This is a genomic window from Cyanobacteriota bacterium, assembly GCA_027618255.1.
GTDB lineage: Bacteria > Cyanobacteriota > Vampirovibrionia > LMEP-6097 > LMEP-6097 > JABHOV01.
The window spans coordinates 1-25765 of sequence record JAQCFG010000003.1 but is presented as its reverse complement, the minus strand read 5'-3'; the positions used below and the strand labels follow the sequence as shown (position 1 = coordinate 25765).

General features: G+C 39.2%; 25 protein-coding genes. 13 read left to right on the top strand and 12 right to left on the bottom strand.

The window, feature by feature from the left end:
- Positions 1–6: 6 nt before the first annotated feature.
- A complete protein-coding gene (locus O3C63_00755) occupies positions 7–228 on the bottom strand; it encodes a hypothetical protein (protein MDA0771452.1) in 222 nt (73 codons plus the stop codon).
- Positions 229–375: 147 nt separating this feature from the next.
- Between O3C63_00755 and O3C63_00750 the strand changes: the two genes are divergently transcribed.
- Positions 376–798, top strand: a complete 423-nt coding sequence (locus O3C63_00750; protein ID MDA0771451.1) for a DoxX family protein — start codon at positions 376–378, stop codon at positions 796–798.
- Here O3C63_00750 and O3C63_00745 read toward each other — a convergent pair.
- Genes O3C63_00745 through O3C63_00730 form a run of 4 tightly spaced genes read right to left on the bottom strand, consistent with a single transcriptional unit; the run spans position 795 to position 4009 of the window.
- Entirely contained in the window at positions 795–1685 is an 891-nt protein-coding gene (locus O3C63_00745) for a serine hydrolase (GenBank protein MDA0771450.1), read from the bottom strand. The genes O3C63_00750 and O3C63_00745 overlap by 4 nt on opposite strands.
- An 8-nt stretch (positions 1686–1693) precedes the next feature.
- Complete coding sequence (locus O3C63_00740) at positions 1694–1975, bottom strand: hypothetical protein (protein ID MDA0771449.1); 282 nt, start codon at positions 1973–1975, stop codon at positions 1694–1696.
- A gap of 42 nt (positions 1976–2017) precedes the next feature.
- A complete protein-coding gene (locus tag O3C63_00735) occupies positions 2018–3097 on the bottom strand; it encodes a hypothetical protein (protein MDA0771448.1) in 1080 nt (359 codons plus the stop codon).
- 51 nt (positions 3098–3148) lie between these two features.
- On the bottom strand, positions 3149–4009 hold the full coding sequence (locus O3C63_00730) for a phosphatidate cytidylyltransferase (GenBank protein MDA0771447.1): 861 nt from the start codon (positions 4007–4009) through the stop codon (positions 3149–3151).
- 266 nt (positions 4010–4275) lie between these two features.
- Between O3C63_00730 and mgtE the strand changes: the two genes are divergently transcribed.
- Together mgtE and O3C63_00720 are read left to right on the top strand one after the other, a co-directional pair.
- Positions 4276–5646, top strand: coding sequence for a magnesium transporter (gene mgtE / locus O3C63_00725; protein MDA0771446.1), 1371 nt, complete (start codon positions 4276–4278; stop codon positions 5644–5646).
- 57 nt (positions 5647–5703) lie between these two features.
- On the top strand, positions 5704–6558 hold the full coding sequence (locus tag O3C63_00720; protein ID MDA0771445.1) for a hypothetical protein: 855 nt from the start codon (positions 5704–5706) through the stop codon (positions 6556–6558).
- On the opposite strand, the gene O3C63_00715 is transcribed toward O3C63_00720, so the two are convergent.
- Positions 6524–7354 carry a pyridoxine 5'-phosphate synthase gene (locus O3C63_00715; protein MDA0771444.1) on the bottom strand — a complete coding sequence of 277 codons (831 nt, stop codon included), beginning with the start codon at positions 7352–7354 and terminating at the stop codon, positions 6524–6526. The two genes, O3C63_00720 and O3C63_00715, sit on opposite strands and share 35 nt — an antisense overlap.
- Before the next feature lie 29 nt (positions 7355–7383).
- On the bottom strand, positions 7384–8607 hold the full coding sequence (locus tag O3C63_00710; GenBank protein ID MDA0771443.1) for a CofH family radical SAM protein: 1224 nt from the start codon (positions 8605–8607) through the stop codon (positions 7384–7386).
- A gap of 72 nt (positions 8608–8679) precedes the next feature.
- Between O3C63_00710 and O3C63_00705 the strand changes: the two genes are divergently transcribed.
- From O3C63_00705 to O3C63_00695, 3 genes are all read left to right on the top strand, one after another.
- Complete coding sequence (locus O3C63_00705) at positions 8680–9684, top strand: class I SAM-dependent methyltransferase (GenBank protein MDA0771442.1); 1005 nt, start codon at positions 8680–8682, stop codon at positions 9682–9684.
- 84 nt (positions 9685–9768) lie between these two features.
- The gene (gene ruvB, locus O3C63_00700; protein MDA0771441.1) at positions 9769–10833 is read left to right on the top strand and encodes a Holliday junction branch migration DNA helicase RuvB; all 1065 of its coding nucleotides are present in this window, start codon (positions 9769–9771) and stop codon (positions 10831–10833) included.
- Positions 10834–10840: 7 nt separating this feature from the next.
- Positions 10841–12532: a hypothetical protein gene (locus O3C63_00695; GenBank protein MDA0771440.1), complete on the top strand. Its 1692-nt coding sequence runs from the start codon at positions 10841–10843 to the stop codon at positions 12530–12532.
- Positions 12533–12670: 138 nt separating this feature from the next.
- Here the strand turns inward: O3C63_00695 and O3C63_00690 are convergent, their stop codons facing one another.
- Positions 12671–13000, bottom strand: coding sequence for a hypothetical protein (locus tag O3C63_00690; GenBank protein MDA0771439.1), 330 nt, complete (start codon positions 12998–13000; stop codon positions 12671–12673).
- A 92-nt stretch (positions 13001–13092) separates the two neighbouring features.
- Positions 13093–14079 (bottom strand): KpsF/GutQ family sugar-phosphate isomerase, encoded by a 987-nt coding sequence (locus O3C63_00685; protein MDA0771438.1) that lies wholly within the window; start codon positions 14077–14079, stop codon positions 13093–13095.
- A 47-nt stretch (positions 14080–14126) separates the two neighbouring features.
- On the opposite strand from O3C63_00685, the gene O3C63_00680 reads away from it, so the two are divergent.
- On the top strand, positions 14127–16214 hold the full coding sequence (locus O3C63_00680; protein ID MDA0771437.1) for a DUF4968 domain-containing protein: 2088 nt from the start codon (positions 14127–14129) through the stop codon (positions 16212–16214).
- A 50-nt stretch (positions 16215–16264) separates the two neighbouring features.
- On the top strand, positions 16265–16711 hold the full coding sequence (locus O3C63_00675; GenBank protein ID MDA0771436.1) for an AAA family ATPase: 447 nt from the start codon (positions 16265–16267) through the stop codon (positions 16709–16711).
- 110 nt (positions 16712–16821) lie between these two features.
- Here O3C63_00675 and O3C63_00670 read toward each other — a convergent pair whose 3' ends face one another.
- Complete coding sequence (locus O3C63_00670) at positions 16822–17256, bottom strand: hypothetical protein (protein MDA0771435.1); 435 nt, start codon at positions 17254–17256, stop codon at positions 16822–16824.
- Positions 17257–17502: 246 nt separating this feature from the next.
- On the opposite strand from O3C63_00670, the gene O3C63_00665 reads away from it, so the two are divergent.
- Positions 17503–18669: an ATP-binding protein gene (locus O3C63_00665; protein ID MDA0771434.1), complete on the top strand. Its 1167-nt coding sequence runs from the start codon at positions 17503–17505 to the stop codon at positions 18667–18669.
- On the opposite strand, the gene O3C63_00660 is transcribed toward O3C63_00665, so the two are convergent.
- On the bottom strand, positions 18662–19006 hold the full coding sequence (locus tag O3C63_00660; protein ID MDA0771433.1) for a hypothetical protein: 345 nt from the start codon (positions 19004–19006) through the stop codon (positions 18662–18664). The genes O3C63_00665 and O3C63_00660 overlap by 8 nt on opposite strands.
- Before the next feature lie 198 nt (positions 19007–19204).
- Between O3C63_00660 and O3C63_00655 the strand changes: the two genes are divergently transcribed.
- The 4 genes from O3C63_00655 (at position 19205) to O3C63_00640 (ending at position 25338) form a co-directional block, all read left to right on the top strand.
- Complete coding sequence (locus O3C63_00655) at positions 19205–20554, top strand: AAA family ATPase (protein MDA0771432.1); 1350 nt, start codon at positions 19205–19207, stop codon at positions 20552–20554.
- A gap of 233 nt (positions 20555–20787) precedes the next feature.
- Positions 20788–22470 (top strand): glycerol-3-phosphate dehydrogenase/oxidase, encoded by a 1683-nt coding sequence (locus O3C63_00650; protein MDA0771431.1) that lies wholly within the window; start codon positions 20788–20790, stop codon positions 22468–22470.
- Positions 22470–23999 (top strand): FGGY family carbohydrate kinase, encoded by a 1530-nt coding sequence (locus tag O3C63_00645; GenBank protein MDA0771430.1) that lies wholly within the window; start codon positions 22470–22472, stop codon positions 23997–23999. Before O3C63_00650 ends, O3C63_00645 begins: the two co-directional genes overlap by 1 nt.
- Positions 24000–24006: 7 nt before the next feature.
- On the top strand, positions 24007–25338 hold the full coding sequence (locus O3C63_00640; protein MDA0771429.1) for a replication-associated recombination protein A: 1332 nt from the start codon (positions 24007–24009) through the stop codon (positions 25336–25338).
- On the opposite strand, the gene O3C63_00635 is transcribed toward O3C63_00640, so the two are convergent.
- Complete coding sequence (locus O3C63_00635; GenBank protein MDA0771428.1) at positions 25335–25700, bottom strand: hypothetical protein; 366 nt, start codon at positions 25698–25700, stop codon at positions 25335–25337. The genes O3C63_00640 and O3C63_00635 overlap by 4 nt on opposite strands.
- Positions 25701–25765 lie beyond the last annotated feature (65 nt).

The following is a 25765-nucleotide window of genomic DNA, read 5'->3' as shown; positions in this document are numbered from 1 at the left end:
CACAGTTTACTCTAAAATCTTCACTTCAAAAATCTCTTTAGGCTTCTCAATTTTTTTATCCAAAGCCTTGGTAAAAACCTGATACTTTGTCTTAAGCAAAACAAATTCTTGCAAGATATATTGATATTGTTTTTGACTAGTTTGATTAGCCTTGATTTTCAAATTACTCAGGTTCTGCTCAGGCAGAACAGCCCTGCTCCAATTAAACAAAAAACGATTTAACTTCATTAATAAGCCAAAAAATAACTGATTTAAATTCATCCTCTCTCCAAATGCAGATCCCGGGTATCTTCATTTATTCGTTAACCGATACAGATACAACGTCAATACTTATTAATTTTTGACAGCCAAGCTCCGCAGGTTTATGCTTAAGCCATGAACAGTTTAATAGCCTTCTATAATAGAATTACTAGCTCTTTTGCTGATCTCTCTTTACTATTAGTGCGCCTCACCTTAGCTTATGGTTTTTATGAACCTGCTCTCAAAAAACTTGCTCACTTTGATAACATCGTAATTTGGTTTGATCAAGGTCTGCATTTGCCTTTCCCTTATCTCAACGCCGTCATGGCGACAGGTGCTGAGGCACTAGGTGTCATCTCATTAGTACTTGGTCTCAAAACTAGAATTTTTTCACTGCCACTCATGGTAACAATGCTGGTTGCAATTTTTATGGTGCATTTTGATAATGGCTTTGCTGCTAAGGCTAACGGTTTTGAAATTCCTTTTTACTACTTTATAATGCTTTCTGTTCTGCTAACTCACGGGGCTGGCAAGTTTAGTCTTGATGGTAGAGACTAAACATCACGTAGTAGCGCAGCAAAAACAGACTGAGCGATCGCTGGTATCAAATCAACACACTCACTCAAATTCTTAGTCATGATTGCCAAAATAAACTCTTCTCCAGTTTGCATTTTTAAATAAGCAACATCATGCCTGACTTTAGAAGTCCAACCTGCCTTAGAGTAGTATGCCTTGATTTGATTTTTATAATCACGCAAACCTTTGGCAATAAACTGAGTTTGTTCATCCTCTGTATCATCAAGCTCTCGTTTCATCAGTTCTAATAATTCAGGGAAATCAACTTTGATCGCATAGATAATTTGCACAGCATCCTGAACACTCATACTATTGCGTCCCAGACCACCTAGTTCCAAACTTAGCTGAGTCTCTCTACCGTAAGGTGCAAAGCTAAAGCACTTACCTGGAATATTCAAGCTCTTGGTATAGCCGCGCTCATGAAAAAACTCACTAAGCGCACCGCGCGCTTCTTTAAAAGCAGCAAAATCTTCTTCGCCAAGTCGAGGACCCGAACAAGTACCACTATTATAATCCACCAAATAGCTCAAAGCATCATTATCAGAGTCTTTGAGGCTCGCTTCAATTGCCTGGTAAACATCTTCCATGTGATTTAATGAAGCAAAAGAATCTGGCTCAGCAATTTTTTCTCTAGCAAAATCAACAACATTGCTTTGGATTGTATATTTAGCTAAATATGCTTGAAATAATTTAATCAGACTAGCAGGATGATAATTCTCATCGCCATGTAGGTGGTAATAAGTCATTGGCAAAGCGCCAAGTTTGAATAAAGCCAGAGAGACATTAGCATCAGCGTCTAACTGTTCCGGGACCGTCTGTTGAATCGCTGCATTAATAAGATCTTTCAAATTAAGATTCTGAAGCTGCATAGAAATCATTATAAAGCTAAAATGGCAAGATCTTTATAAGGAACATGTTTGATTGCAAAAACAGCGACCTTGTCAGCAGCTGTCGCTTTCACTCCGGCCTTGGCTGTTGACATAGCTACTTTAACTGGCACCGAAACAACTTTGTAAACGACCTTCGTTGCAAGTTTGACAACAGTAAATGGAACTTTGAAAACTAACTTAACCGGGTTAAAGGCTCGCGCCGGCCCCTGGGCCAATAAAATCAACAATAAAACAATAATAATCCGCAAAATCTCCCTCCCGATAGACACTCCTATCTTATTCCCAGTTTCAGCCTCTCAAATCATAAAATCCTAAGCAGCCTGTAAAACCGAGGTTTGTACAGGTGTTTTGATGTTTTTCTTACCATTGAAAGCATTCCAAAGAGCATAAGCCGATACATTCAATGCCGAGCCCAAGTGAATTAAAACCCTTGAAGTATCATCACTCACCCAACGTTTAACGACATCAGCACAAGCACCAATCATACATAAAATACCACCGGTCAATTTATATGGATTATGTGGTTCACCCCAAATCCAACCAATGTCTCCAAGGATTCCACCAGCGTTGCGAATCAAACCTAAAGCCCTAACCAATAAAGTATCGCGTGACTTACGTGCAAAAAGCATAATTGGCAAAGCGCCAGCAAGTATCATTGGGCAATTAATAAAAAATATTCCTTTCTTTGGATCCATCTTGCCTTGCACAAACTCTTTCACCAATTCCTGAAATACTTCCCATGTGAGCTTGATATTACCAGTATTAGTACTATTGGCTTGTTGAGCATATTTAGCATAGCTGGCAGAGCTTTCTGACTTTTCTTCGATACGATCTAGAACCATGTCATAGGGCTGGTTAAAGCCCGTACTACTACCATAGACAGTATCAATATTGGCATCACCAACAAAAGGTAAAAACGAAGGTGGTACCAATTTCAAAATAGCCTCAATTGGTTTTTTGTTTCTAATTGCTTCAACAGCAGCATAGCCATATGAAACGATGGGAGCGATCCAACGCGTAAATAAAAATGCCGCATTATTAGATACTTTGTTTACACTGGTCATTAACGAACCAGCAGTTGATTTATCAAATGATGTGATGGTTGCAACAAAATGCAACATTGCATTTATCGAGCTAATAAAAATATTGCGATGGTTTGGTTCAACCAAAAGCTTGTGCAATAAAGAACGATCATCTACTGGCACTTTGGGTTTAATAATCACCGGTTGTTCAATTTGATGGAATGCTTTTGAACTTGCTGGTTCTGGTTTAAGTGCAATTTGCAAATCCTGATCAGCGTCATCTGTTTTATTTTCAGGCACAACAAACTCTGCACTCGGCCGCTTAGGCAATGCAGGCATAGTTTGTACATCGATGGTTGTATTTTCCATCCGTTGTGTTTATTTGGATCCCAAACGAAACCCGCTATATATATTAACAGATTAAGCCAGGAGATAAGCAAAAATAAAATAAGCAAACCAAACCGCAAAGAAATGGCTGTCGATCCGATCTAAAATACCGCCATGAGACAGTAATAATGTCCCAGAATCCTTAACACCTGCTACACGCTTCAAAGCACTTACCATTAAGTCGCCGACCTGGGCCACAATTGCAAACAACAAACCAAGAGCAATTAAAACAACTAACTTAGCGTTAGTAAACGAATCCAAAGCCTGGTAATAAGGAGCGATACAAGAATCAGAAAATACTGAACTCAACTCAAAACCCCATAAACTGGTCAATCCACAAAAAGCAAGTACCGCAGAAAATAAACCACCAAGACTTCCAGTAACAGTTTTATTTGGGCTAATGCGCGGAGCCAGTGGTGTTTTACCAAACAAACGCCCGAACAATAAAGAGCCAACATCATTTGCAGAAATTACCAAAATCATCAAGAGTGTATACTCACAACCGTGATCCATCATGCGGATCCAAGTAAAGAAAGAAGGCAAGAGTCCAAATTGAAACACCGCCCACAAAGATGCTGTAAGATCTTCAAACCTTGTATAGTCCTTTTTAAGCAAGATACGCGGGAAAATAATTACATAAGCAGCGATAACAGTTGTCAATAAAAAACTATAAACAATACCAGTGTCATGAGCATGACCAATTAAAAGTGGTACCAGAATGAAAACCGTAATAAAAAAATAAATCCATAAATCTTGCGGGAAGACTCCTAAGTTATTACAAAGAGCCTTAAACTCTTGGTAAGCCAGAACGCTAAAAAGCAAAATTACAATAGCCCACAGAACTGGACCCAAATAAACGGCACAAAAAGCAAAAGCAATTAAAGCCAAACCAATTAAAATTCTATTTGTAAGATTACCCAGTTGTAGCTCCTTTTATTTGGTATTTTATATTACTCTATAGATTTTCACACGAAATCACTATCTAGTACAAGCTTAAGGATTCTGTAAAAAGGTCGGAACGCTGCTCACTAGTTCCGTTAGTAAAGATAAAGGGGGTTTTACAGTAGACCTGTACATCCTTCCCAGGATAAGATCAGCCATCTCAAGCTAATAGTTTTGCTAGTATGATGCTCGTGGCTTAATGTATTTAGGATTATTAAATGTCCCAAAACCCTCTCAATTTAAACAATATGCTCAGTGAGATCGATAATTGCGATCTTCAAAAGTTGCGCGCAGTTTTAGATGAATTTTTTCCACAAGATATTGCAGAAGAATATCACAATCTCGAACAAAACAAAAAAGCACTTCTTTTCGATATTCTTTCATACAAACAAGGTGCAGAGGTTCTTATTGAATTAGAGAATCATGAGATCCAAGAAGTGATGTTAACTTTGTCTGATGAACAAATAACCAAATTCGCTAACAATTTGGAGCTGGATGATGCTGCCGATATCGTCAGCCTACTTGATGACAAACGCATGATGCGCATCTTGGAAAACATTCAAAGACCTTATGAACTCAAAGAACTATTGAGCCATGAGCCTGATACCTGTGGTGGTATCATGAAGCCCAGTTTTATCAGCGTACGTGAAGACCTCAAAATAGCTGCTGCATTACGTTACGTAAGGCTTAAGGCGCGCGAAGAAGATATTGAAATCAAGTATGTTTTTGTCACCAAAAAATTTGGCGAGTTAGTTGGCATCATGAGCCTAAGAGAATTATTCTTAGCTGCAGACACAGACACAGTAGCAATGCATATGAACACAGAAGTTATTGCTGTTCACACTAGTGATGACCAAGAGCTTGCAACTAATTTATTTGTGAAGTATAAATTCCTTGCGATACCAGTTACCAATGATCATGACCAACTAGTCGGTATCATTACCATTGATGATGCCTTTGAAGTTCTTGAAGACGAAACAACTGAGGATATATATCAATCAAGTGGTATTAATGTTGAAACTGAAGATAGCTCAAACGTAGTCACATCCTTAGTTAAAGATTATGCCAGTGCCTACAAAGCAAGAACTCCTTGGATCATCATCACCTTGCTTGGGCAATACTTGGCAGCTTCTTTAATTGCGAGTTATGACGCAACAATCATGGCAATCCCAATTGCTATTTCGTTTATGCCACTGCTCTCTGGATTATCGGGTAATTTAGGCAACCAAAGTTCTACCATTATCGTTCGTGGGATTTCCACTGGTGAAATTCAAATGGGCAAAAGCTCTCAGATACTGGTTCACGAGCTTATTATTAGTTTTAGTATTGGACTTACTTGCGCGCTGATTACTGGGCTAATGTCATTCTATAGTTTTCATAATCAAACTCTCTCTATTTTAATTGGACTATCATTAATTATTTCTATGATGCTCGCCGTTGCCTTTGGTACTATCACTCCATTTTTATTCAAGAAACTTAACCTTGACCCAGCAGTTGCAAGTGGTCCTTTGATTACTACAGCTATTGATATCATCACATTTGTGGTTTACCTAAGCTTGATTACCAAATTTATTTCTAGTTTGGTTTAACTTCATAAAGATAAGACCCTAGCTTGAGCGGCAACGATCACGGGTATAATATCTACAATGAGAATCCTCCTTAGTTTAACTTTATTGCTGCTACTAGCAAGTCCAGCACTAGCAATTCAAAAACCAATTTCTTTAAAAAGTTACCAGCTCAAAGAACTAGCACCACATCATGACCTTAAAGAAGCAGTAATGGAAGGCAGAGGTGTCTGGGTCAATGTTTGGAATTATCCCCAAGACGTTAACGCATTTATGGACAGACTTGAGAAGTTTGATATGAATACAATTTATCTTCAAGTCAATAGATCAACAACTGATATTTTTAAATTACAGGATGGTGTTGATGGAATCCTCAAAGCTGCTCACCAACGTGATATCAAAGTCATAGGCTGGACTTACTGCTACCTTAGAGATATTCCAACTGACGTTCGCAAATTTGTCGAACCAGCACTTTATGTCAGTAAAGACGGCGAGAAACTTGACGGCATGGCAGCCGACATTGAAGAAAATACTGCTCTTTGGGCAGTCAGAAGCTATACCGAAAAAATCAAAGCGCAAATCCCTTCTAACTATCCAATGATAGCAATTGTTTTCTCTCCAGAAATCAAAACTCTATACCCGTGGGAATATATGGCAAGCAACTGGGATGTTTTGATGCCAATGACATACTGGCATGGGCTCAAAAACCGCAATCACGATACCGTCTACAACTTTGTCAAAGACAGCATTATAGGACTTCGCAAATTAACCAAAAAAGACGATCTCAAAATTCATTTAATCACCGATGGTGATAGAACCAATAGTGAAGAAGTTAAAATCTCCCTACTCGTAGCCAAAGAACTTGGTGTCGGTGGAGTAAGTATCTATCCAGAGCATCTCGCTACTGATGCAATGCTAAAAGAGATGGGCAAGTAGAACTTTTCAAAACCCGACTAAACTTGTCTGTAATATCAATTAAACCAAAATAAACACTATTGGCAACCAAAGAATGTCCGATGTGCAATTCTCTAATCGACTCTAGCTTCTCTAACAATGGCGGCAAGTTAGGAATAGTCAAACCATGTCCAAGATTGGTTTTCAACCCAAGCTCTTGAGCAAATTTCATAGCGGCATCGATTCTCAATAGCTCATCTTGAACTGGCTTCACTAAATCATTGAAAGCAAGTGGCATTAAATCTCGAGCCAATAAATAATTTGCTCTATCTGCATGATATTGAATAAATAAGTTGGCATAGGTACCAGTATGAATTTCAACAAAAGCTGCTCCAATTTCTTTACTAGCAGCAATCTGCTCTTCAACAGGATCTACAAAAAAAGAGATCTTGGTTCCATTGTCCATAATTGGTTTTATAAACTCCGACAAAAATTCTTTTTGCGCAGTAAGATTGAGCCCGCCTTCAGTTGTTAGCTCCTGACGCTTCTCTGGGACTATTGTTGCCAACTTCGCTTCAGTAGTCAAACATATTTGGCGGATCTCTTCAGTTGCACCCATCTCAAAAGTCAAAGACAAACGAGATGATCTCAAATATTGATCAATCTCTTTAATATCCTGATCATTAATATGACGTCTATCCTCACGCAAGTGAGTAGTAATACCAGCAGCCTTAGTCATCTCCAAAAGCTTGACAGCCTCAAGCGGACTAGGCTCAACAGTTTGACGAGCCTGTCTTAGCGTAGCTATGTGATCGATATTAACGTGAAGTTCTTTCATAGGGATGATTATAGCAATAGAGAAGATATCTAATGATTAACAAGCACCCGGTGCTCACTCAACTCAATTGGATTATAAGTCGTGTCTCTTTCAATAGCTTCAAAACCCGCTCCTTGAATAAGATTGACAAGATTGTCTTCAGCAAGTGATCTTTTATTAGCACCCGCAGCCCGAGTAATTCTCTCTGCCTTGACTGTACCATCAAGATCATTAGCTCCAAAACTCAATGCAAGTTGTGCCATCTTCTCGCCAAGTTGAATCCAATAAGCCTTGATATTGTCAAAGTTGTCGAGCATGATTCTTGAAACTGCAATATTTTTGAGCTGATCGTAACCAGTCAAAGGTTTTACACCACGCTCAAGTAAATCATTACCTTCATAATGACAAGAAAGTGGAATAAAAGTTTGCCAGCCTCCGCTTGCGTCTTGCGCCTTACGTAAAATATCCAAATGCTCAACTCGTTCTTCAGCCTCTTCACCAATCCCTGCAAGCATTGTTGCGTTAGTCCTCAAACCCAATTGGTGAGCGACTTGGTGAATCTTAATCCACTCATCAGCGGGGATTTTATCCGGGCACATCTCGTCTCGCACCTGACGAGAAAATATCTCAGCCCCGCCACCAGGCATACTATCCAAGCCTGCTTCTATTAATGCTTCAAAAACTTCTTTATAAGAGGTCTTAGTAAACTTGGCAAAAAACTCTATTTCAACAGCAGTAAATGCTTTGACATGAATCCCTGGAACTTCTTTTTTGATAGCCCGAATCAAATCACTATAGTACTCAATCAAAGTCTTAGGATTCAAACCGCCAACTATATGAACTTCAGTTGCACCTTCAGCTCTTGCAATAGCAACTCTATCCAACGCCTCGCGGATAGTCATGGTATAAGCACCTTCTTCATTAGGTTTACGAGCAAAAGAACAAAAATCACACTCGCCAATACAGACATTGGTTGGATTAAGATGCAAATTAGTGTTCCACCAAACTTGAGTCATGCGTTTAACTGCAGTCGCTTCATCAAAACCACGAGCAATTGCTGTGTCATAAGCCTTACGCTCACGAACAAAGTTGCCCATGTGTCCGAGAAGAAAAAGCTCAGTAGAGTTAATTAATTGGACACCCTCGTCATAAGTCACTCTCTCTTGATTCACAATCTTGGTTGCAATCGGTGCAAAAGCATGACTAGAGTTGGCAAGCTCATTGATAAAAAAGCTCGAACTCGTCTGAATATCTTGATTGGTTTTGAGTGCCATCCATCGTAATGATATCACGGAGCCATCCTATAATTGCTTCGCTTCGCTTGCAATGACGATAAAATATAAACAGTGAAACTAGAACTGATACAAGACTGGACTGATTACAATAAATCATTACTTTGTAGCCACGATTACTACACCGATAACGGCAATAAGATTTATCAGCTTGATCATCCCTATCCCATTCCTAATCTATTAACCAATAGCCAAGCTCACGCATCTAGTCTTTTTGAAATTCTTCAAGCTAATATCCCAAACTATCCTCCTGATCATAAAATCACAATTCTTGATATCGGTTCCGGTCAAGGACTCTTTGCAAGAGAGCTATTAATCGCTGCCAAAGAATCTGGTTTACTAGATCGCATAGAAATTATAGTTAGTGACATCAGCGTGAAAGCACTTGAAGATATAGCTCAAAGCAAAATCCTAGATGAATTCACAGGACACTATCAGCTCATGGAACTTGATGCCTTTAATCCACCTACATCACTCAAAGATATTTCAATGATCACCATGAACTATGTCTATGACGCTCTTGAAATGCAGCCTCTGAGATACCAAGATGATCAATTCCAAAAGATGCAAGTTAAATTATTGAGACCAGTGGATTTAGAGCCTGGTCCTTTCCCATTACAAACACTAGTCATGGAAAGCCGCTGGCAAGACTATAAAGCCGAAAGCCCAAACGAAAAAAAATACTTCAAGCACCTCAATCAAGATCCTGAGCAACTCTACAGCTACCAAGCAATCGCCATAACAGAAAAACTGGCTAGCTTACTTGACGAACATGGTTTTATTTTTGTAGCAGAGATGCTCGAAGCCAAATCCCCTGATTTATGTTTTGATCTTTATGGTAATTGCTGTGCCCACGAAACTAATGAACTATTGATTATTAGAGCGATGGAGGCTCAAGGAATGGAAGCTCTGCTAGCAAAGGACTCTCAGTTGATGAGAATATTTTTCTTTCAAAATGCAGAAATCAAAGCAAGACTAAAAGATATCCTTTATAAGGAATTTAATGGAATAACAAGAACAGATAAATTTCTAAAGTCAATACAACAAAAAGAACTATAGCTGTTAAACCATACCTTATAGAGCAATAGGGTTTGAAAACTCTCTTCTCATAATCCGCATAACATGCTATGCTTACAAAAGTAAGTGGCTATCAACTCATCACATCAAGAATCCAACAATAGTCTGCTTAACGCTGAGCCAACTAAAGTCGATCTGAGTATTGAAAATAAGAGTGGCAACAATCTTAGACCACACAATTTTGATGAGTATATTGGTCAAAAAGAACTAATCAAAAGCCTCAAAATCTCAATAAGTGCAGCTAAGAAACGCAAAGACATCTCTAGTCTTGGACATTTGTTACTTTACGGCCCGCCAGGGCTTGGCAAAACCTCTCTAGCTTATTTACTTGCTAGTGAGCTTGGCACCGAAGCCAAGATTTTTTCAGCACCAGCACTTGAGCGCCCCAAAGATATTCTAGGGATATTAATGTCAGCCAATGATGGAGATGTGATTTTTATTGATGAGATTCATCGTCTTAATAAAATCACTGAGGAGCTTTTATATCCAGCGCTTGAGGATTATCAAATTGATATCGGTAGCGGCAAGGGCACTAGCTCACGTTTGATGCGCCTTGAAATTAACAAATTCATTTTGGTAGGAGCCACTACCAAACTAGGTTTCATCAGTGCGCCACTGAGAGATAGATTTATTCATATACACAGAATGGAATACTACTCCAAAGAGGAGCTTGCTCAAATTATTCAAACTAACGCCAAAACACTTGGGCTCAAGCTCGATGAGCCAGCAGCTCTGGTGATTGCAACGAGAAGTAGAGCAACACCGAGAATCGCCAACCGCCTACTAAGACTAGTGCGCGACTTTGCTGAACACAGTAACATCAGTGAAGTTAATCAAGAAACTTGTAACCAAGCTCTTAATTCCTATCGCATTGATCAAACTGGCTTAGACAATATGGACCGCAAGATACTTAGCTCCATGCTCAAACACTATAACGGCGGACCAGTGGGACTTGAAACGATTGCGGCGATTACTGGTGAAGACAAATCCACTATCGAGGATTACTATGAGCCTTTTTTGATTCAATCAGGGTTCTTACTCAGAACTCAACGCGGCAGAATGCTGACAGAGCAAGGCATCAAGTATTGCACTCACCAAAACGCTCGCAATGACGCCAATTCTACCGTATAATAAAAACATGAATCAAAAGCGCATCATCGTCGGCTGCTTAATTGGAATTTTGAGTTTTACTATAGTCTCTTGGATCAGTCCCAATAGTTGGAAAGGGGTCGAAGGGTTTTTACTTTCAACTCAATCATTGCTGAGAATATTGAACCCTTTTCAAAAAAGCAAGTACACTGTTTTTGAATTCACCGAAGACGAAAAAATAAACCTCGCCGACAAGACCGTTGCTCAACAAAAAGAACTCATCCTAAACCTAATTACCGAGCTATCAAGCAAAGGAGCTGAATCAGTAGACCTGGTAGTTTCTCAAAACAATGTTTATCAATTCAGTGACTCCGATTTAGAGCTTGCAATTGGCGGCACTGATACCATGTATCGCAGCCTCAGCAGTAAAGATATTGAAGAAGATATGGTAAGGGAAGAAGAGGCGAACCTCTGGTTAGATCAAAAACAATACAATATCAAAAAAAGACCAGTCAGTGACATCCTCAGAACTGACTTTGACAAAGAAGTTGTCAACCAACAAAAGATCATTATCCTTTCACCCAAAATAGAACTAAACAAAAACGGCTTAAGCCTAATCATCAACTATCTTTCAGACCGCTGGGTCAACTACGTACCACTCAATCCTTTTTTTAGTTTCACACTTCTTATTGCCGCTGGTATTTTTCTTACTGCTCTAATTTACTGGGCTAGAGTAATTAGTTTCATTGCAATCTCAGCGAGTTTATTAATACTTGGTCAAATTGGACTCTCGCTATTCAACACTCACCTAGAGATAGTGCCTCTACTGGTAGCCCTGACTAGCATCTTGATTGTCTCAAGTCTTTTTGATCTCAATCTTTTCAATTTTGAATTCCAAAATATTTTCAACAAAAAACTACCAATAAGCCCGCGAGCCAAAACCAGTGAAGATCCACAGAGAGTACCCGCAACACCGTTGGTCGAAACTAGTGACAACGTTAATCATAATCAAATCGCCGCAATCCAAGCTACTGTCTTTCGCCAACAGGAGCAATTACTGGAAGACATTGCCCTTAGTTTTCAAGAAAGAGCAGTCCCCTCTGTTGTCAGTATGCAAAAAAACATTGCCGATATCATTAGCTCAAACACAATGATAGCCAGTGACCCAGCTCAATTAAACTTGCTTCAAAATGATTTCAACCAGTTGGTTGAAGAAATTGATACCATACTTTTTGATCTAGTACCATTTAAATTCGAGGATGAAAGGGGACTAATTTGCCTACTAGAGATTTATGCAACTAAGCTCTATGGCCAAACTGATCACAAAGTACATCTGATGATAGAGACTGAATTTAGCAAATTACGCCTCTCTTCAGATGAAAGAATCAATAGCTACAGAATCATCCAAAAGCTTGTAGAACTCATACTGGAAAACAACACGAGAAACTCTGAATCCAAGTTTATGATCAATCTACAACTTATGGTTGAAAACCACAACCTTGTTTGCAAAATCAACTATGAAGGTAAACCAGTCCGATCTGATAGCGCCAAATTAATTGACCTAAACAAAAGACAAGGCACTTTGACTAAAGCCAATATTAATTATGGAATTACAGAGCTTGCTGACCTTGCAGAAAATATAATTAACCGATTAGAATTTAGTTTTGAGGCTGCAAGCCTTGAATATGACACCTCGCCTAGAATCTTGCTCACTCGGGGTCAAGCCCACCGAGTTCCCTGAGCAAGATTCTTCACAACCTAAGATTGTGACCGGCTCGACGGCTTTCTTCGCTACGGATAAACTCCGTGAGCAAACTCCGTGAGCAAGCTCCCGAGTTTGCGCCTACGCTCAGAATCAAAAGCATCAACGAATCACTGTTTAGATGTTGTAATCGTCTTTTTTAGAAGGGTCTTTAATTGGCTCTGATTTTTTAGCTTCCTGTGTTTTAAGTTGCATATTTTCAATTTCTGCTCTTAACTCAGGATCATTGATTGACTCAACATCAATTGACTCAAGAGATTTGAAATCAAGCTTGAATTGAAAAATTCCTGTCATATACAATAAACTAACTAAAGCTCCCCAAAGCAAAGAAGCTTGCCAGATCTCTATGCTCATATCTTTGACAATATTAGCTGAAACAATAGAGTTCCAAAAATTTTGAATCATAAAACTTGGCAAAGCAATTAATACAGCGGCCGCTATGATCATGAGTAGTATTCCAAAAAAGTTAAGCTGGAAAAGTTTCACTATGTATATTTTACCAAATTCTTGAGAGAAATTAACATTTTATCCAAATTGGGCTATATAACAAAGCCTTCAGCTAACATATCCTTAAGATCAATGACGCCTAGAGCTTTTGAATCGTTGTCGACCACCACCAAACTTGAAATTCTATATTCTTTCATAATCTCCGCAGCTGTAATTGCCAGCGCCTCCGGACTTATTATTTTAGGGCTAGAGCACATAATGTCTTTGGCTTTTTTGTTAAAACTATCAGCACCATAATTAATTTGCGCCCTGCGCAAATCACCATCAGTAATAGTTCCAATGACTTTATTGGCTGGTGTAACAACAGTTGTAAAACCAAATTTTTTGCTATTGATTTCACGTAAAATAGCTTTCATATCAGCATCAGCTTCTACGCTGGGAATTGCTTCCTTGCGCATAATTTGTTCTACCTGAACAAAGCTTCTACCTAGAGATCCAAGTGGATGCGACTGCGCAAAATCCTCTTTCTTAAAATCACGACGCTTCATCAAAGCTACCGCCAGTGCATCGCCCATAACAAGCGCGACCGTAGTTGAAGAAGTAGGAGCTAAATCTAGCGGGCAAGCTTCTTTACTGATTGGTGTATGCAAAACGATATCTGCAAAACTAGCTAGTGAACTATCTTTGCCACCAGTAATTGCAATCAACGGCAAATTACGTTTTTTGATCGCTGGCAAAACCTTACGCAGCTCTTCTGTGTTACCACTAAAACTAAGAGCCAAAACCAAATCATCAGTCTTAAGCATTCCAAGATCGCCGTGTCCCATTTCAGCAGGGTGAACAAAAAACGATGGCGTTCCGGTACTAGCCAAAGTCGCAGCGATCTTGGCACCGATATGACCAGACTTGCCCATTCCAGTAACAACGACTCTGCCTTTGACTTTGAGCACCTCTTCGACAGCCTGCTCAAACTCACTACCTAGAGAATCGAGAACCTGATTAATTGAATCAAGCTCTATTTCAAAGACTTCTCGGGCGATATCAATCGAGCTCATCTTATTATTTGTACTTGTGTGCATATGCTAATTATAGCGTATTACATGGGAATATAACCACTAAGCCTTCAATGCCCTCAGAAAATACACAATATGGACTCAAAAATCGCTTGATTCTTTCAAGTATAGAAGAAGCTGGAGAGAATCTCTACACACTTAGACTCAATCACATCACAGGCAAAGAATTATTTTTGCATATCTGTTTTATCTCAGAAGAGATAGTGAGGTTTCATTATTCAAATAATGATGATTTTGATTTATATCATCCTAATACTCATCTTGAGTTTCAGAATTTTGAAGATCTAGAAATCAGAAGCAACTTGTCGCGTCGTAGCGATAGCGAAGACGGAATTCAAATTATTGAAACAAGCAAACTAGTAGTCAAAATCCATCCTGATCCTTTGCAAGTGCAAATTTTTAATCAAGCTGGCGATTTACTAAGCTCTGATGAACCAGGGCTTGGCTTCTGGTCAGGTCAACTTGATTATGATAAAACAGAGATTCGCTGCTACAAACAATACAAAACCGCACCCAATATTTATGGACTTGGCGATAAGACAGGCTCTCTCAACCGTTGGGGCAGACGTTTTCGCAACGCACCACTAGACGCGCTTGGTTATGATTCAGAGTTTACAGATCCACTTTACAAAGACATTCCGTTTTTTATTGAATTAAATCCCGATACCCAAAAAGCACATGGAATATTTTTTGACAACTTCAACCCTAAGTTTTTTGACTTTGGTCGTGAGCGCAAACCCTCTCCATATTATTACTTTGGAGCTGAAGGCGGCGATTTAAACTACTACTTTATCAATGGTCCACAAATAAAAGATATTGTTTCTAGATATTTAGAACTTACCGGCAAACCCAATCCTGTACCGAGTTTCACCTTTGGTTATTTAGCTTCGGGGATGTCGTATACAGAAAATCGTCATCCTGAGGAGGGTGAAACCCGACGTCAGGACCTCCCTGCTGCAACGCATTTACTAAATACTTTCAAGCGCTTCAAAGACAAAAACATCCCAGCTTCAGCCTTTCACCTTAGCTCCGGCTATATTCAAGACTCCAATGGACAAAGACAACAATTCATTTGGAACAAGGACAAATTCCCAGATCCTAAAGCCTTTGCCAAAGCAGCTAAAGAGCTTGGTGTCGAGCTTTGCGCCAATGTTAAACCAGTACTATTAACGACTCATCCACTTTATCAGGAAGCAATCAAGCTTGATTTATTCATTAATAGACCTGATAATTCAACTCTAGTAATTGACTATTGGGGTGGACCCGGATCAAGTTTGGATTTCCGCAAAACTCAAACTCAAACTTGGTGGAAAGAAAAACTCAAAAGCCAAATTCTTGATAACGGCATTTGTGGTATCTGGAATGACAATAATGAATATGAGATTTTTGAGCCACATCAAGCTCAGGGTCATGAAATGGAGATGTCAATCATCATGTCTCGATTAGCGCACGAAGCTTACCAAGAATGGGCAAAGGGAATAGGGAATAGGGAGATGGGACCTTGGATTTTGTCTAGAAGCGGCTACGCCGGCATTCAAAAATACGCCCAGACCTGGACTGGCGATAATAACTCTAGCTGGAAATCACTACAATACGACAACACCATCTTAGCTTCAATGGGGCTCTCTGGGCTGATTCACGCGGGCTGTGATATTGGTGGTTTCTGGGGAGAAACACCAGATAGTGAACTGTTACTAAGATGGATTCAAAACGGTATCTTCACTCCGCGCTTTTGTATTCACTCCTACAAAAATATTCCAACTGAACCCGACTTACATCAAGCTACTCACCCTGAGCATTTTAAAATCATCCAACGCTTTATGCAATTGCGCAACGAATTAATTCCCTATCTTGAACAAGAAAGCGTGAAAGCAAGCACACTAGGAATCCCAATCATGAGACCTACTGTCTATGATTTTCAAAATGAAGCAGAGACCTATAATCAAAGCTTTGAATATATCTTTGGTGATAAATTCTTTGTGGCTCCAATTTATGAACCAGGCGCCAAGACTCGTGAGTTTTATTTACCAGGCAAGGGCGTGACTTGGACTCATTATTTTAGTGCTGAGCAATATCAAGGTGGTCAGAAGATCACTCTTGACGTGAGCCTAGAGAATATACCAGTTTTTACTAGAAATTAAGCTCTAATTAGTGATATTCATGAATATCCGTGGTATCACCCTAGATATTCATGGATATCCAGTTTAACAGGGCCCTTAATTTACCCCAAAATCCATCCAAAAGTCTTTTCTTATGGGGGCCAAGACAGACTGGCAAAAGCTCTCTACTAAAAAAACAATATCTTAATTCAATTTATATAGATTTTCTGCAAACAAATACCTATATCAAATACCTTGAAAATCCACACCTGCTAAGAGAAGAACTACAATATCAACTTGATAAATCACTGCTTGATAAATCACAACCCATCATATTAGATGAAGTACAAAAAACTCCTGTAATCCTTGATGAGATTCACTGGCTAATTGAAAATTTAGATCTCAATTTTATTCTCTGTGGTTCCTCTGCACGCAAATTAAAAAGAGGACAAGCCAATTTACTTGGAGGAAGAGCTCTAAGATACGAGCTTTATGGTTTATGCATGCATGAACTTAAGCACAACTTTGATCTAAATTGATACCAATAGAATCACAGAAGATGGGATTGAGATTATTAACTATCAAAGTTTTATAGAACAAATGTGGCAGGGTAAACTATTTAACTAGCCATAAATTACTGTTCATGAGCTTACTCTAGCGGAATGGAATCACAAACATGCCCAGCAAAATTAGAAGTATAAGCCCATAAAGTATCAAAATATTTCTTCAAGTCTGAATAAATTTCTTTCAAACTATCTTTATTAATTTGCTCATCACCCTCTCCAAGTTTCTCTAACGCGCGCATTCTAGAAAATACTCCTGTCGCAATATTTTTCATCGTATGAGAATAAGTTTGAAAAAAATAATGATAAAGCTCATTAGGACTTTTGCTTGGTGAAGAAATTACTACATCGTCTGGAATTATTGCTAATATCTCTCCAACTTTCTTCGCCTCCAGTTCATCACCACTCCTCTGCAAACGCACTTGAAGCTCTGTTAATTCTCTCCTAGTTTTTTGACCAGTATTAATTCCGAAATTACCATCAGGGTGGGGAGTATTGTCTTGTCTAGAAATACTTGTCATAATATCTAGAATAATAGCAAACACGTGAAGTAAACAGCTCATACTGTCATTTTTTATAACTTAAATAGACTTCCTGCGTAAGTCACTATTATCTCCACTGGCGGAACACATGCTCCGCATGGTTCCGACCTTTTTTGTGTCGACATCTCTAGCAAAACAGAGTTTTGCAGGATGTCTATTTATTCTACTATAATAACACCATGCAATTCTATGTTAAACCATAAAAATACATGGTATAATTATAGTATGGCTTCTAAAAAACGCCTACTTGAATTACCTCAACAAGCTCATTTTTTTCTCTTTGGGCCAAGACAAGTCGGTAAAAGTACATTAATCAAACATAGTTTTTGCAAAGAAAGTTCTGCATACTACAACCTATTGCTTGAAAAAGAATATACCAGGTTAGTTGCTCACCCAGAACTACTAGCCGAGGAAGTTCGTCAACTTGATCCTCAAATTAGCCATGTAATTATTGATGAAGTACAAAGAATCCCAGCCTTGCTTAATGAAGTTCATAACTTAATTGAAAACTTGGATAGGCAGATTTATTTTGTACTTAGCGGCTCTTCAGCTCGCAAACTCAAACGTGGGCAAGCTAACATGCTTGGTGGTAGAGCCTGGACTCGTCGCCTCTACCCACTTAGTTATAGTGAACTTGGTGAGGATTTTGACCTTGGGCGCGCCTTGCGCTTTGGAACTCTTCCTGCTATTTACCTTAACGATGATGAAGCAGCTCAAGAAATGCTTCAATCATATGTTGAGACTTACCTAACAGAAGAAATCAAAGCTGAAGCAATCGTCCGCAACATGGGAGCTTTCACACGCTTCTTGAGACTTGCAGCTAGTGAAAGTGGTAACTTACTTAATTACTCAAATATCGCCAGGGAAGCAGCTACCAGTAATCAAAGCATTAAAGAATATTTTCAGGTGCTAGAAGACACGCTTATTGGCAGCTTCTTAAAACCCTACAATAAGTCTACTCGCAAGCGCCTCGTCAAACATCCCAAATTCTATTTGTTTGACAATGGCGTGCGTAACGCCTTACTCAACAACCTTAGCGATGACATTATTCCAGCAACATATACTTATGGTGTTGTTTTTGAACATTTTATTATCAATGAAATAATCAAACTCAATCGTTATTACAAAAAAAACTGGGATCTTAGTTTTTATCGCAGTTCCAATGATACAGAAGTCGATCTAATTATAGAAAAGCCTGACGGTCACACCCTCGCCATTGAAATCAAATCAAGTGAAAACCCAAGCAAAGCAGATTTGCGTGGTTTATTTTCCTTTCAAGAAATTAATCAAGATTCAGAATTAATCTGTGTCTCAAGAGCAGCTCGCGCCAAAGAACTTGGAGAGATTACTGTTTATCCTTGGAGAGATTTTCTGGATAAGCTTTTTAGTTGATGTCTTCATCTATTGGTCTAATAGCAGTTCTATCCATAAGATTAATCAAAAAAGATCTTACTTTATCACGCACATTAAGAGTTGTTTTAGCAGCTAAGCGTGAGTTTCGATAAACGTCAGCAAGGTAAGATTTTAATTCTTTTAGTTCTTCTGTTGGTGTCATACCCTTAACAAAACTCGAGAACTTTTTCATGAAGTCTACTAAACTAAGCTTTGTCCAGTTTGCAGCACAAGCTGCTTGAGAGCAATCTAAAGCACTATGCACCATAATTTCTGTCCATGCGTCAGAGGTTCTTCTATCCATACCTGGCGCAACAGCAGCAAAGGTCAGAGGCAAATCAATTTGTTTTGCAAATGCTGAATCGATAGCCTGTTTTCGAACTTGCCGCGCTAACTCTAACTGATTAATGGGGGGGGGGTATTACTTTGTTCAGGAATACTTGTCATAATAAAGAACAATAATAGCAAATTTAGAATTATGCCACAAATGTCATTATTCATGCGTAAATAATGCCATTTGTGGCATAATATACGCATGAAACGTGACATCCTAGCCAAATTGCAGGAATGGAAGCAAAAAGCCAAACGCAAGCCCTTAATTCTTCAAGGGGCCAGGCAAATTGGTAAAACCTATAGCCTGATAGATTTCGCCAAGAATAATTTTGCTCACTATACTTACATCAACTTTGAAGAACAAAAAGAACTTAGGACAATTTTTGATGACAATATAAATCCTCAAACTATAATCCAAAGACTTTCAATTAGTCTTGAGCATAATATCTCTGAGCAAGATCTAATTATTTTTGATGAAGTACAAGAATGCCCTCGCGCTCTTACCAGCCTCAAGTATTTTTGTGAGCAAAAGCCCAATCAAGCGGTGATCTCCGCTGGTTCCTTGCTTGGAGTCAAGCTTAACGAGCTTTCATACCCTGTTGGTAAGGTAGATCACATTGAAATGTACCCTATGAATTTCACTGAGTTCTTGCAAGCCTTAAATAAAAACATTCTGCTTGAAGCATTAGAAGAAGGAATAAGCCAAGAACAAATCTATCCTGAACTACACCAGAAACTCTGGAACTTAGTCAAGCTTTACTTTATCACTGGTGGCTTGCCAGAAGTCGTGCTTGAGTTTATAAAACACCAAGATCAATTAGCAACAGCGTTTGAGCAAGTGAGATACAAACAACAAGATCTCATTACTGATTACTTGGGTGACATGGCAAAACATGCAGGTAAAGAAAACGCTGTCCACTTACAAAGACTCTGGAATAATATCGGTGAGCAGCTCTCTCAATCACAAACAGCTAACGCCAATAAATTCAAATTCAAGTCAGCCATTCCCGAAAAAAATAGATATTCAAGATTAATTTCTAGCATAGACTGGCTTGAAGCAGCCGGCCTCATTATCAAAATCCCAATCCTTGACCATATCGCTCTTCCCCTTAAATCAAATCTCAAAGCAAGCTCGTTTAAATTATTTGTTTTTGATATTGGTCTATTAGGAGCAATGATTGATCTTGCCCCCAAAACAATTTATGACTATGATTATGGAACTTACAAAGGATTTTTCGCCGAGAACTATGTCGCGCAAGCACTTGTCCAAAGCCTCTGTAACAATAAGCCTATTTTCTCATGGCAAGAAGCCCAAAAAGAACTTGAGTTTGTGCTTGATCTTGACGGAGAAATTACTCCAATAGAAGTCAAAGCTGGACAAGTAACCAAAGCCAAAAGTATATATTTATTTAGAGAGCAATATCACAATAAAATCAATACTATTGTCAGTGGACAAAACCTTAATATCGATCACAGAACTAATGTTTATAAGATACCTTTGTATCTTGCAGGAAGACTTACAGAGATTGTTTCAAAAAAGCATCCTAAGTAATTTCTTCATCAACCTGTCTAATACCAGATCTGTTCATAATATCGATTAGCAAAGTTCTTACTTTATCCCTCATAAACATCCCTGCTGCTGCTTTAGAATATTGAGAAGCTACTTTTGATTAAAATTCGTGCGGCGTATTACCTTGTCCAACACTTGTCATACAAATAATACTAGCAAAAATATCCTCTAATTACCTGAAAAACCAATGGGCATAACAGTAATGCAGGTAAAACATGCGAATAGAACACCGGCTAGATCAATACAACTTAGCACAACTCTTTGATCTCATCATAATTGGTGGGGGGATTAATGGAGCTGGTGCGGCCCGTGACGCAGCAGAGCGAGGGCTCACAACTCTGTTAATCGACAAGAATGATTTTGGTTCTGGTTGTAGCGCTCATTCCACTCGCTTAATTCATGGTGGTCTTCGCTATCTTGAACAACTTGAGTTTAATTTGGTTTATGAAAGCTTGCAGGAACGTGAAATTTTATTACAAAACTATCCTCATCTGGTAAACCCAATCGGTCTTTTGGTTCCAGCCTACAAAAAAAGCAAATATAGCCTAAGTAAACTCAAACTTGGCATGATGTTTTATGACTTACTTTCTGCAGGTAAAAGTCTACTACCTTACCAAACTGTCAGCAAAGAACAAATGGCAAGTCTCAAGCTTGATATCAAACAACAGGGCCTCAAGGGTGCTGTGTTCTATCATGACGGGCAAGTACCATTTGTGGAAAGACTAGTACTTGAAAATATCAGAACGGCTCAAGAGCTAGGAGCTATCTGCCTCAATCACTGTCAGCTAACGGATATTCAGTGCAGCAAAGTCAATGATAATTATCAAGCAAGCTCGATTAAATTCAAAGATATGCTCAATGGCAAAAAACCATACACCGTCTATGGCAAAAACATTATCAATATGACCGGACCATGGCTAGACGAAGATCATGAATGGCTCAAAACCAATGAAGGTTTTAGACTTAGTCACAGTCCAGCTAAACGCATTGGCGGCACCAAGGGATCACATATTCTAGTCAAATCCTTTGCTGGAGCACCTGCCAAATTTGGAATCTATAATGAAGCCAAAGCAGATGGTAGACCCTTCTTTATTCTTCCCTATAAAATCGGTATGAATGAAGATCTTTATTTAATTGGCACCACCGATATTTTTCTTGGAGCACATGACAATCTTGACAATCTAAAAATCTCAGCAGAAGAAGTCCAATATCTTCTCAACGAAGTTAATGACTTATTTCCCAATGCAAATCTCAGCTCAAAATCAATCACCAATAGCTTTTGTGGAGTGAGACCGCTGCCCCTAAGCAAAACAGGCAAAGAAGGCAAGGTTAGTCGCAAACATTCAATAATCAACCATGGTAAAAAAGATCATATCTCAAATTACTACTCAGTAGTAGGAGGCAAAATCACAACCTTCCGCAATCTTGCAAAAGAAGTAGTAGACAAACTAACCAAAAACAAGTGTCACACAGACCAAAGTAAAACAACTGGCTGCAAATATCCACCGAACTTAAGTTTTTATGACTATGTACAAAATATTTTAGCTGATTATAGTTCAAGGTATGAGATGGAAGCTCATACTATCTTGCATTTGTTAATGCTCTACGGCACTAACACGCCTGAGCTACTTGATCTTTGCCTCAAAAATCCTCTACTCAAAAACAAAATCTCACCAGACTATGAAGATATTGAAGCGCAAATAGTTTATGCAATTCGCAACGAATCAGCCTATACCCTTGAAGATATTCTCAAAAGACGCTTAACAATTGGCTTAAGTAGCGATAAGATAGAGAAGTCAGTGATTCAAACTATCAGCCACTATCTTAGTCAAGAATTTGAATTGATGGCAAGAACAAGAGACAATGTGACTAAAGAACTTCTGACCAAGGGTTATTAATGGATTATGTGTTAACTATTGATGAGGGGACGACAAGCACTCGGGCATTATTAATTGACGCCCAAGGTAAAATCCTTGACATTGTCCAAAAAGAAATCACACAGTACTATCCTCAACCTGGTTGGGTAGAACATGACGCTTCAGAAATTTGGGACAAGACTTTAGCTTGCTGCCGTGAGTTAATTAAACAAAACCTAGACGCTTGTAAAATCAACAAAGATTCTATCAAATCTATAGCAATCACTAATCAAAGAGAAACGACCGTGGTCTGGGACCCACGCTCAGGGAAACCTGTCCACAAGGCTATTGTATGGCAATGTCGCAGGACTAGTGACAGATGCAAAGAACTTAGCAAAACCAAAATCGGCAATATTGATTTTACCGATTATATCAAAGCCAAGACAGGGTTGATTCCAGATGCTTATTTTTCTGCGACTAAATTAGAATGGATTTTAAATAATCGTCAAACTAACGCAGAAGCTGGACAAAGCTGTCCCCTCTTGTTTGGAACTATAGACACTTGGTTGCTATGGAATTTAACTTTGGGCAGAGCCCACCTCACAGAACCAAGCAATGCATCCCGCACCATGCTCTATGATATTAACGAAAACAAATGGGATGAAGAAATTCTCAAAACGCTCAAGATAGATAAATTAATGCTTCCAGATGTCATTGACTCTAATGGCAATTTTAATTCAAGCCCATTGTTTCAAGACTTGCTTGATCAAGAGCTGCCAATCAAAGCCGTTCTAGGAGACCAACAAGCTGCGCTCTATGCCTATGACAACCAAGCCAAATGCACTTATGGTACAGGGACTTTTGTGATGATTCCCTACAGGAAGGGGCTAGCAAAAATGGGAGACACTGCTCAAAGCAAATCTCGCATTGGTAACGAACGCGACTCCATGTCATTCTCACTAGCAACCAATAATGACGGCTTACTCAAAAGTGCAGCTTACAAAACAGAAACAGCTCAAGCCTTTGCGCTTGAAGGCAGTATTTTTATTGGCGGCTCTATTGTCCAGTGGCTCCGAGACGAACTGCAATTCATCGAAAAATCAGCAGATATCGAAGCACTAGCTAATGAAGTCTCAGACAATGGTGGCGTTTATTTAATTCCAGCACTAGCTGGTCTAGGTGCACCTTTCTGGAAGGGAGATGCCAGAGGCACTATTTTTGGAATTACTCGCGGCAGCAACAAAGCCCATATCGCTAGAGCCGCCATTGAATCTATCGCTTATAGAGTCAGGGATATTTTTGAAGCTCTTGACCCAGAGCTGCGCAAGTCAATCACCCAGCTCAATGTAGATGGTGGTGCTAGTCTCAATGATACTCTCATGCAGTTTCAAGCTGATCTCTTGCAAATCCCCATTCAAAGATATACAGAAACCGAAATGACAGCTCTTGGAGTTGCCAAGATGACTGGTGAGATTGAACTAGAGCTTAAGGCAGACAAGGTTTTTGAGCCAGGACCTAACCTAGATGCTCAGTATCAAGTTTGGAAAAACTATTTAAGCAAATTGCTATAATTAGTCCATGTCCAGCCAAGCAAGCCTCTTTTACGTTGAAGCTCAAGATTTTGAGCCACTAGCTTACAAACTAAGACCTGGTTCTCTTGATGAACTAGTTGGTTCAATCAAAAACAATCCTGGCTTTATTAATTGGCTTGAATCGGGAGTAAAACAATCAGCTATTTTTTGGGGACCACCTGGCACCGGCAAAACCTCTATCGCCCAGCTTGCTGCCAAATATACCCGAAGAGAATTTATCAAACTACAGGCCTTTAATTCCGGCGTCAAAGATCTTCGAGAAATTATTGCAAGAGCAGAAAAAATCCCAAACTCAATAGTGCTCTTTGTCGATGAAATTCATAGCTTCAATAAAACTCAACAAGATATTTTACTTAATGCAATTGAACGCGGGATTTTGATTTTGATTGGAGCAACCACAGAGAATCCTGCTGTTAGTATCAACAAGGCTCTTTTAAGCAGATCACTTTGTTTTGAACTAAGACCGCATCAATACTACGATCTAGAGAAGTTGATAGCCAGAGGACTTGCAATCAGTGACGCGAGCATGGATGATGACGCTAAGAACTATTTAATCAAATCAAGTTTTGGTGATGCGCGTCATATGCTTACCAATCTTGAGCTCCTGCTCAACAATTCCAAAACTATAGACTTGCAACTTTGCAAAGACAATATCAGTACCAAGTTTTTTTCTGGTGATCCCAATACTTATTATGACTGCATTTCAGCCTTACAAAAATCACTTCGTGGTAGCGATGTTGACGCCTCGCTTTACTGGCTAGCTAGGCTCTTGCACGCTGGTGCTGATCTTGAAGCAGTTTGTCGTAGAATAATTGTCACAGCAGCTGAAGACGTTGGTATCGCCGACCCGCAAGCACTCGTGATAGCAAACGCAGCTTATCAAGTAGCAATGAAACTAGGAATGCCAGAAGCGCGCATCCCGCTCTCACAAGCAATTGTTTATATCGCGCAGGCGCCCAAATCCAACTGGGCTTACAAAGCCTTGGACAAAGCGCTCAATGATTGCTCCAACCACCCGCCATATCCAGTACCAAAGCACTTACGCAACCTAGCAGTCAAAGACTGTCCAGCTAAATCTAATAATGATAGACATCCTGCAAAACAAAGTTTTGCTAGTGATGTCGACAAAAAAAAGGTCGGAACGGTGCAAAGCACTAGTTCCGCTAATGAAAGTGAGATGGGCTTTCGCAAAAAGTCAAATGTCAAAGTCAATCCTGTAACTCAATACAAATACCCACATGATTATCCAGGCAAGCATGTTGAACAGCAGTATCTACCAGATGAATTAGTTAATAAAAAATATTATAAAGAGGATTAGAGTGCGAGTCCTAATAAAAGAGAGGCTGCCGTAAATCTTGACTCTTTATTAGCCCCGCCAATTGTTATACCATGGTCAATAGACTCATTTTCAAAGGCTCTCATTCCAGCTTCAAGTCTTTTTGTAAAAGCTCCTAGCTCATCTTGCGTTACAGAGACGGAACCAAGGCCAACTAGTTTAATTTCAACCAGACCTGTATCAGCAAAAACTCTTGCTTGACCAGCTTGACCAGCAGCAATATCAGAAGGAATAACTTGTGCCTCTACGTTAAATGCTAGTACAGAAGGCTTTTGGGCCTTACCAGTCCCATTGGCAGCATCGCCATTATCAATTCCACCTGTACCAACTCTATTTATTTCCATAAAAATTCTCTTCTCCTCCTATATAAAGCAAATAGAAGTTAAGAATTGACAAACGAAAGCCCCTA

Coding starts and splice junctions, on each gene's coding strand:
- O3C63_00755 (MDA0771452.1), bottom strand. CDS start 228: ATGAAGTTAAATCGTTTTTTGTTTAATTGGAGCAGGGCTGTTCTGCCT.
- O3C63_00750 (MDA0771451.1), top strand. CDS start 376: ATGAACAGTTTAATAGCCTTCTATAATAGAATTACTAGCTCTTTTGCT.
- O3C63_00745 (MDA0771450.1), bottom strand. CDS start 1,685: ATGCAGCTTCAGAATCTTAATTTGAAAGATCTTATTAATGCAGCGATT.
- O3C63_00735 (MDA0771448.1), bottom strand. CDS start 3,097: ATGGAAAATACAACCATCGATGTACAAACTATGCCTGCATTGCCTAAG.
- mgtE (MDA0771446.1), top strand. CDS start 4,276: ATGTCCCAAAACCCTCTCAATTTAAACAATATGCTCAGTGAGATCGAT.
- O3C63_00720 (MDA0771445.1), top strand. CDS start 5,704: ATGAGAATCCTCCTTAGTTTAACTTTATTGCTGCTACTAGCAAGTCCA.
- O3C63_00715 (MDA0771444.1), bottom strand. CDS start 7,354: ATGAAAGAACTTCACGTTAATATCGATCACATAGCTACGCTAAGACAG.
- O3C63_00710 (MDA0771443.1), bottom strand. CDS start 8,607: ATGGCACTCAAAACCAATCAAGATATTCAGACGAGTTCGAGCTTTTTT.
- O3C63_00695 (MDA0771440.1), top strand. CDS start 10,841: ATGAATCAAAAGCGCATCATCGTCGGCTGCTTAATTGGAATTTTGAGT.
- O3C63_00690 (MDA0771439.1), bottom strand. CDS start 13,000: ATGATCATAGCGGCCGCTGTATTAATTGCTTTGCCAAGTTTTATGATT.
- O3C63_00685 (MDA0771438.1), bottom strand. CDS start 14,079: ATGCACACAAGTACAAATAATAAGATGAGCTCGATTGATATCGCCCGA.
- O3C63_00680 (MDA0771437.1), top strand. CDS start 14,127: ATGCCCTCAGAAAATACACAATATGGACTCAAAAATCGCTTGATTCTT.
- O3C63_00675 (MDA0771436.1), top strand. CDS start 16,265: ATGGATATCCAGTTTAACAGGGCCCTTAATTTACCCCAAAATCCATCC.
- O3C63_00670 (MDA0771435.1), bottom strand. CDS start 17,256: ATGACAAGTATTTCTAGACAAGACAATACTCCCCACCCTGATGGTAAT.
- O3C63_00665 (MDA0771434.1), top strand. CDS start 17,503: ATGGCTTCTAAAAAACGCCTACTTGAATTACCTCAACAAGCTCATTTT.
- O3C63_00655 (MDA0771432.1), top strand. CDS start 19,205: ATGAAACGTGACATCCTAGCCAAATTGCAGGAATGGAAGCAAAAAGCC.
- O3C63_00650 (MDA0771431.1), top strand. CDS start 20,788: ATGCGAATAGAACACCGGCTAGATCAATACAACTTAGCACAACTCTTT.
- O3C63_00645 (MDA0771430.1), top strand. CDS start 22,470: ATGGATTATGTGTTAACTATTGATGAGGGGACGACAAGCACTCGGGCA.
- O3C63_00640 (MDA0771429.1), top strand. CDS start 24,007: ATGTCCAGCCAAGCAAGCCTCTTTTACGTTGAAGCTCAAGATTTTGAG.
- O3C63_00635 (MDA0771428.1), bottom strand. CDS start 25,700: ATGGAAATAAATAGAGTTGGTACAGGTGGAATTGATAATGGCGATGCT.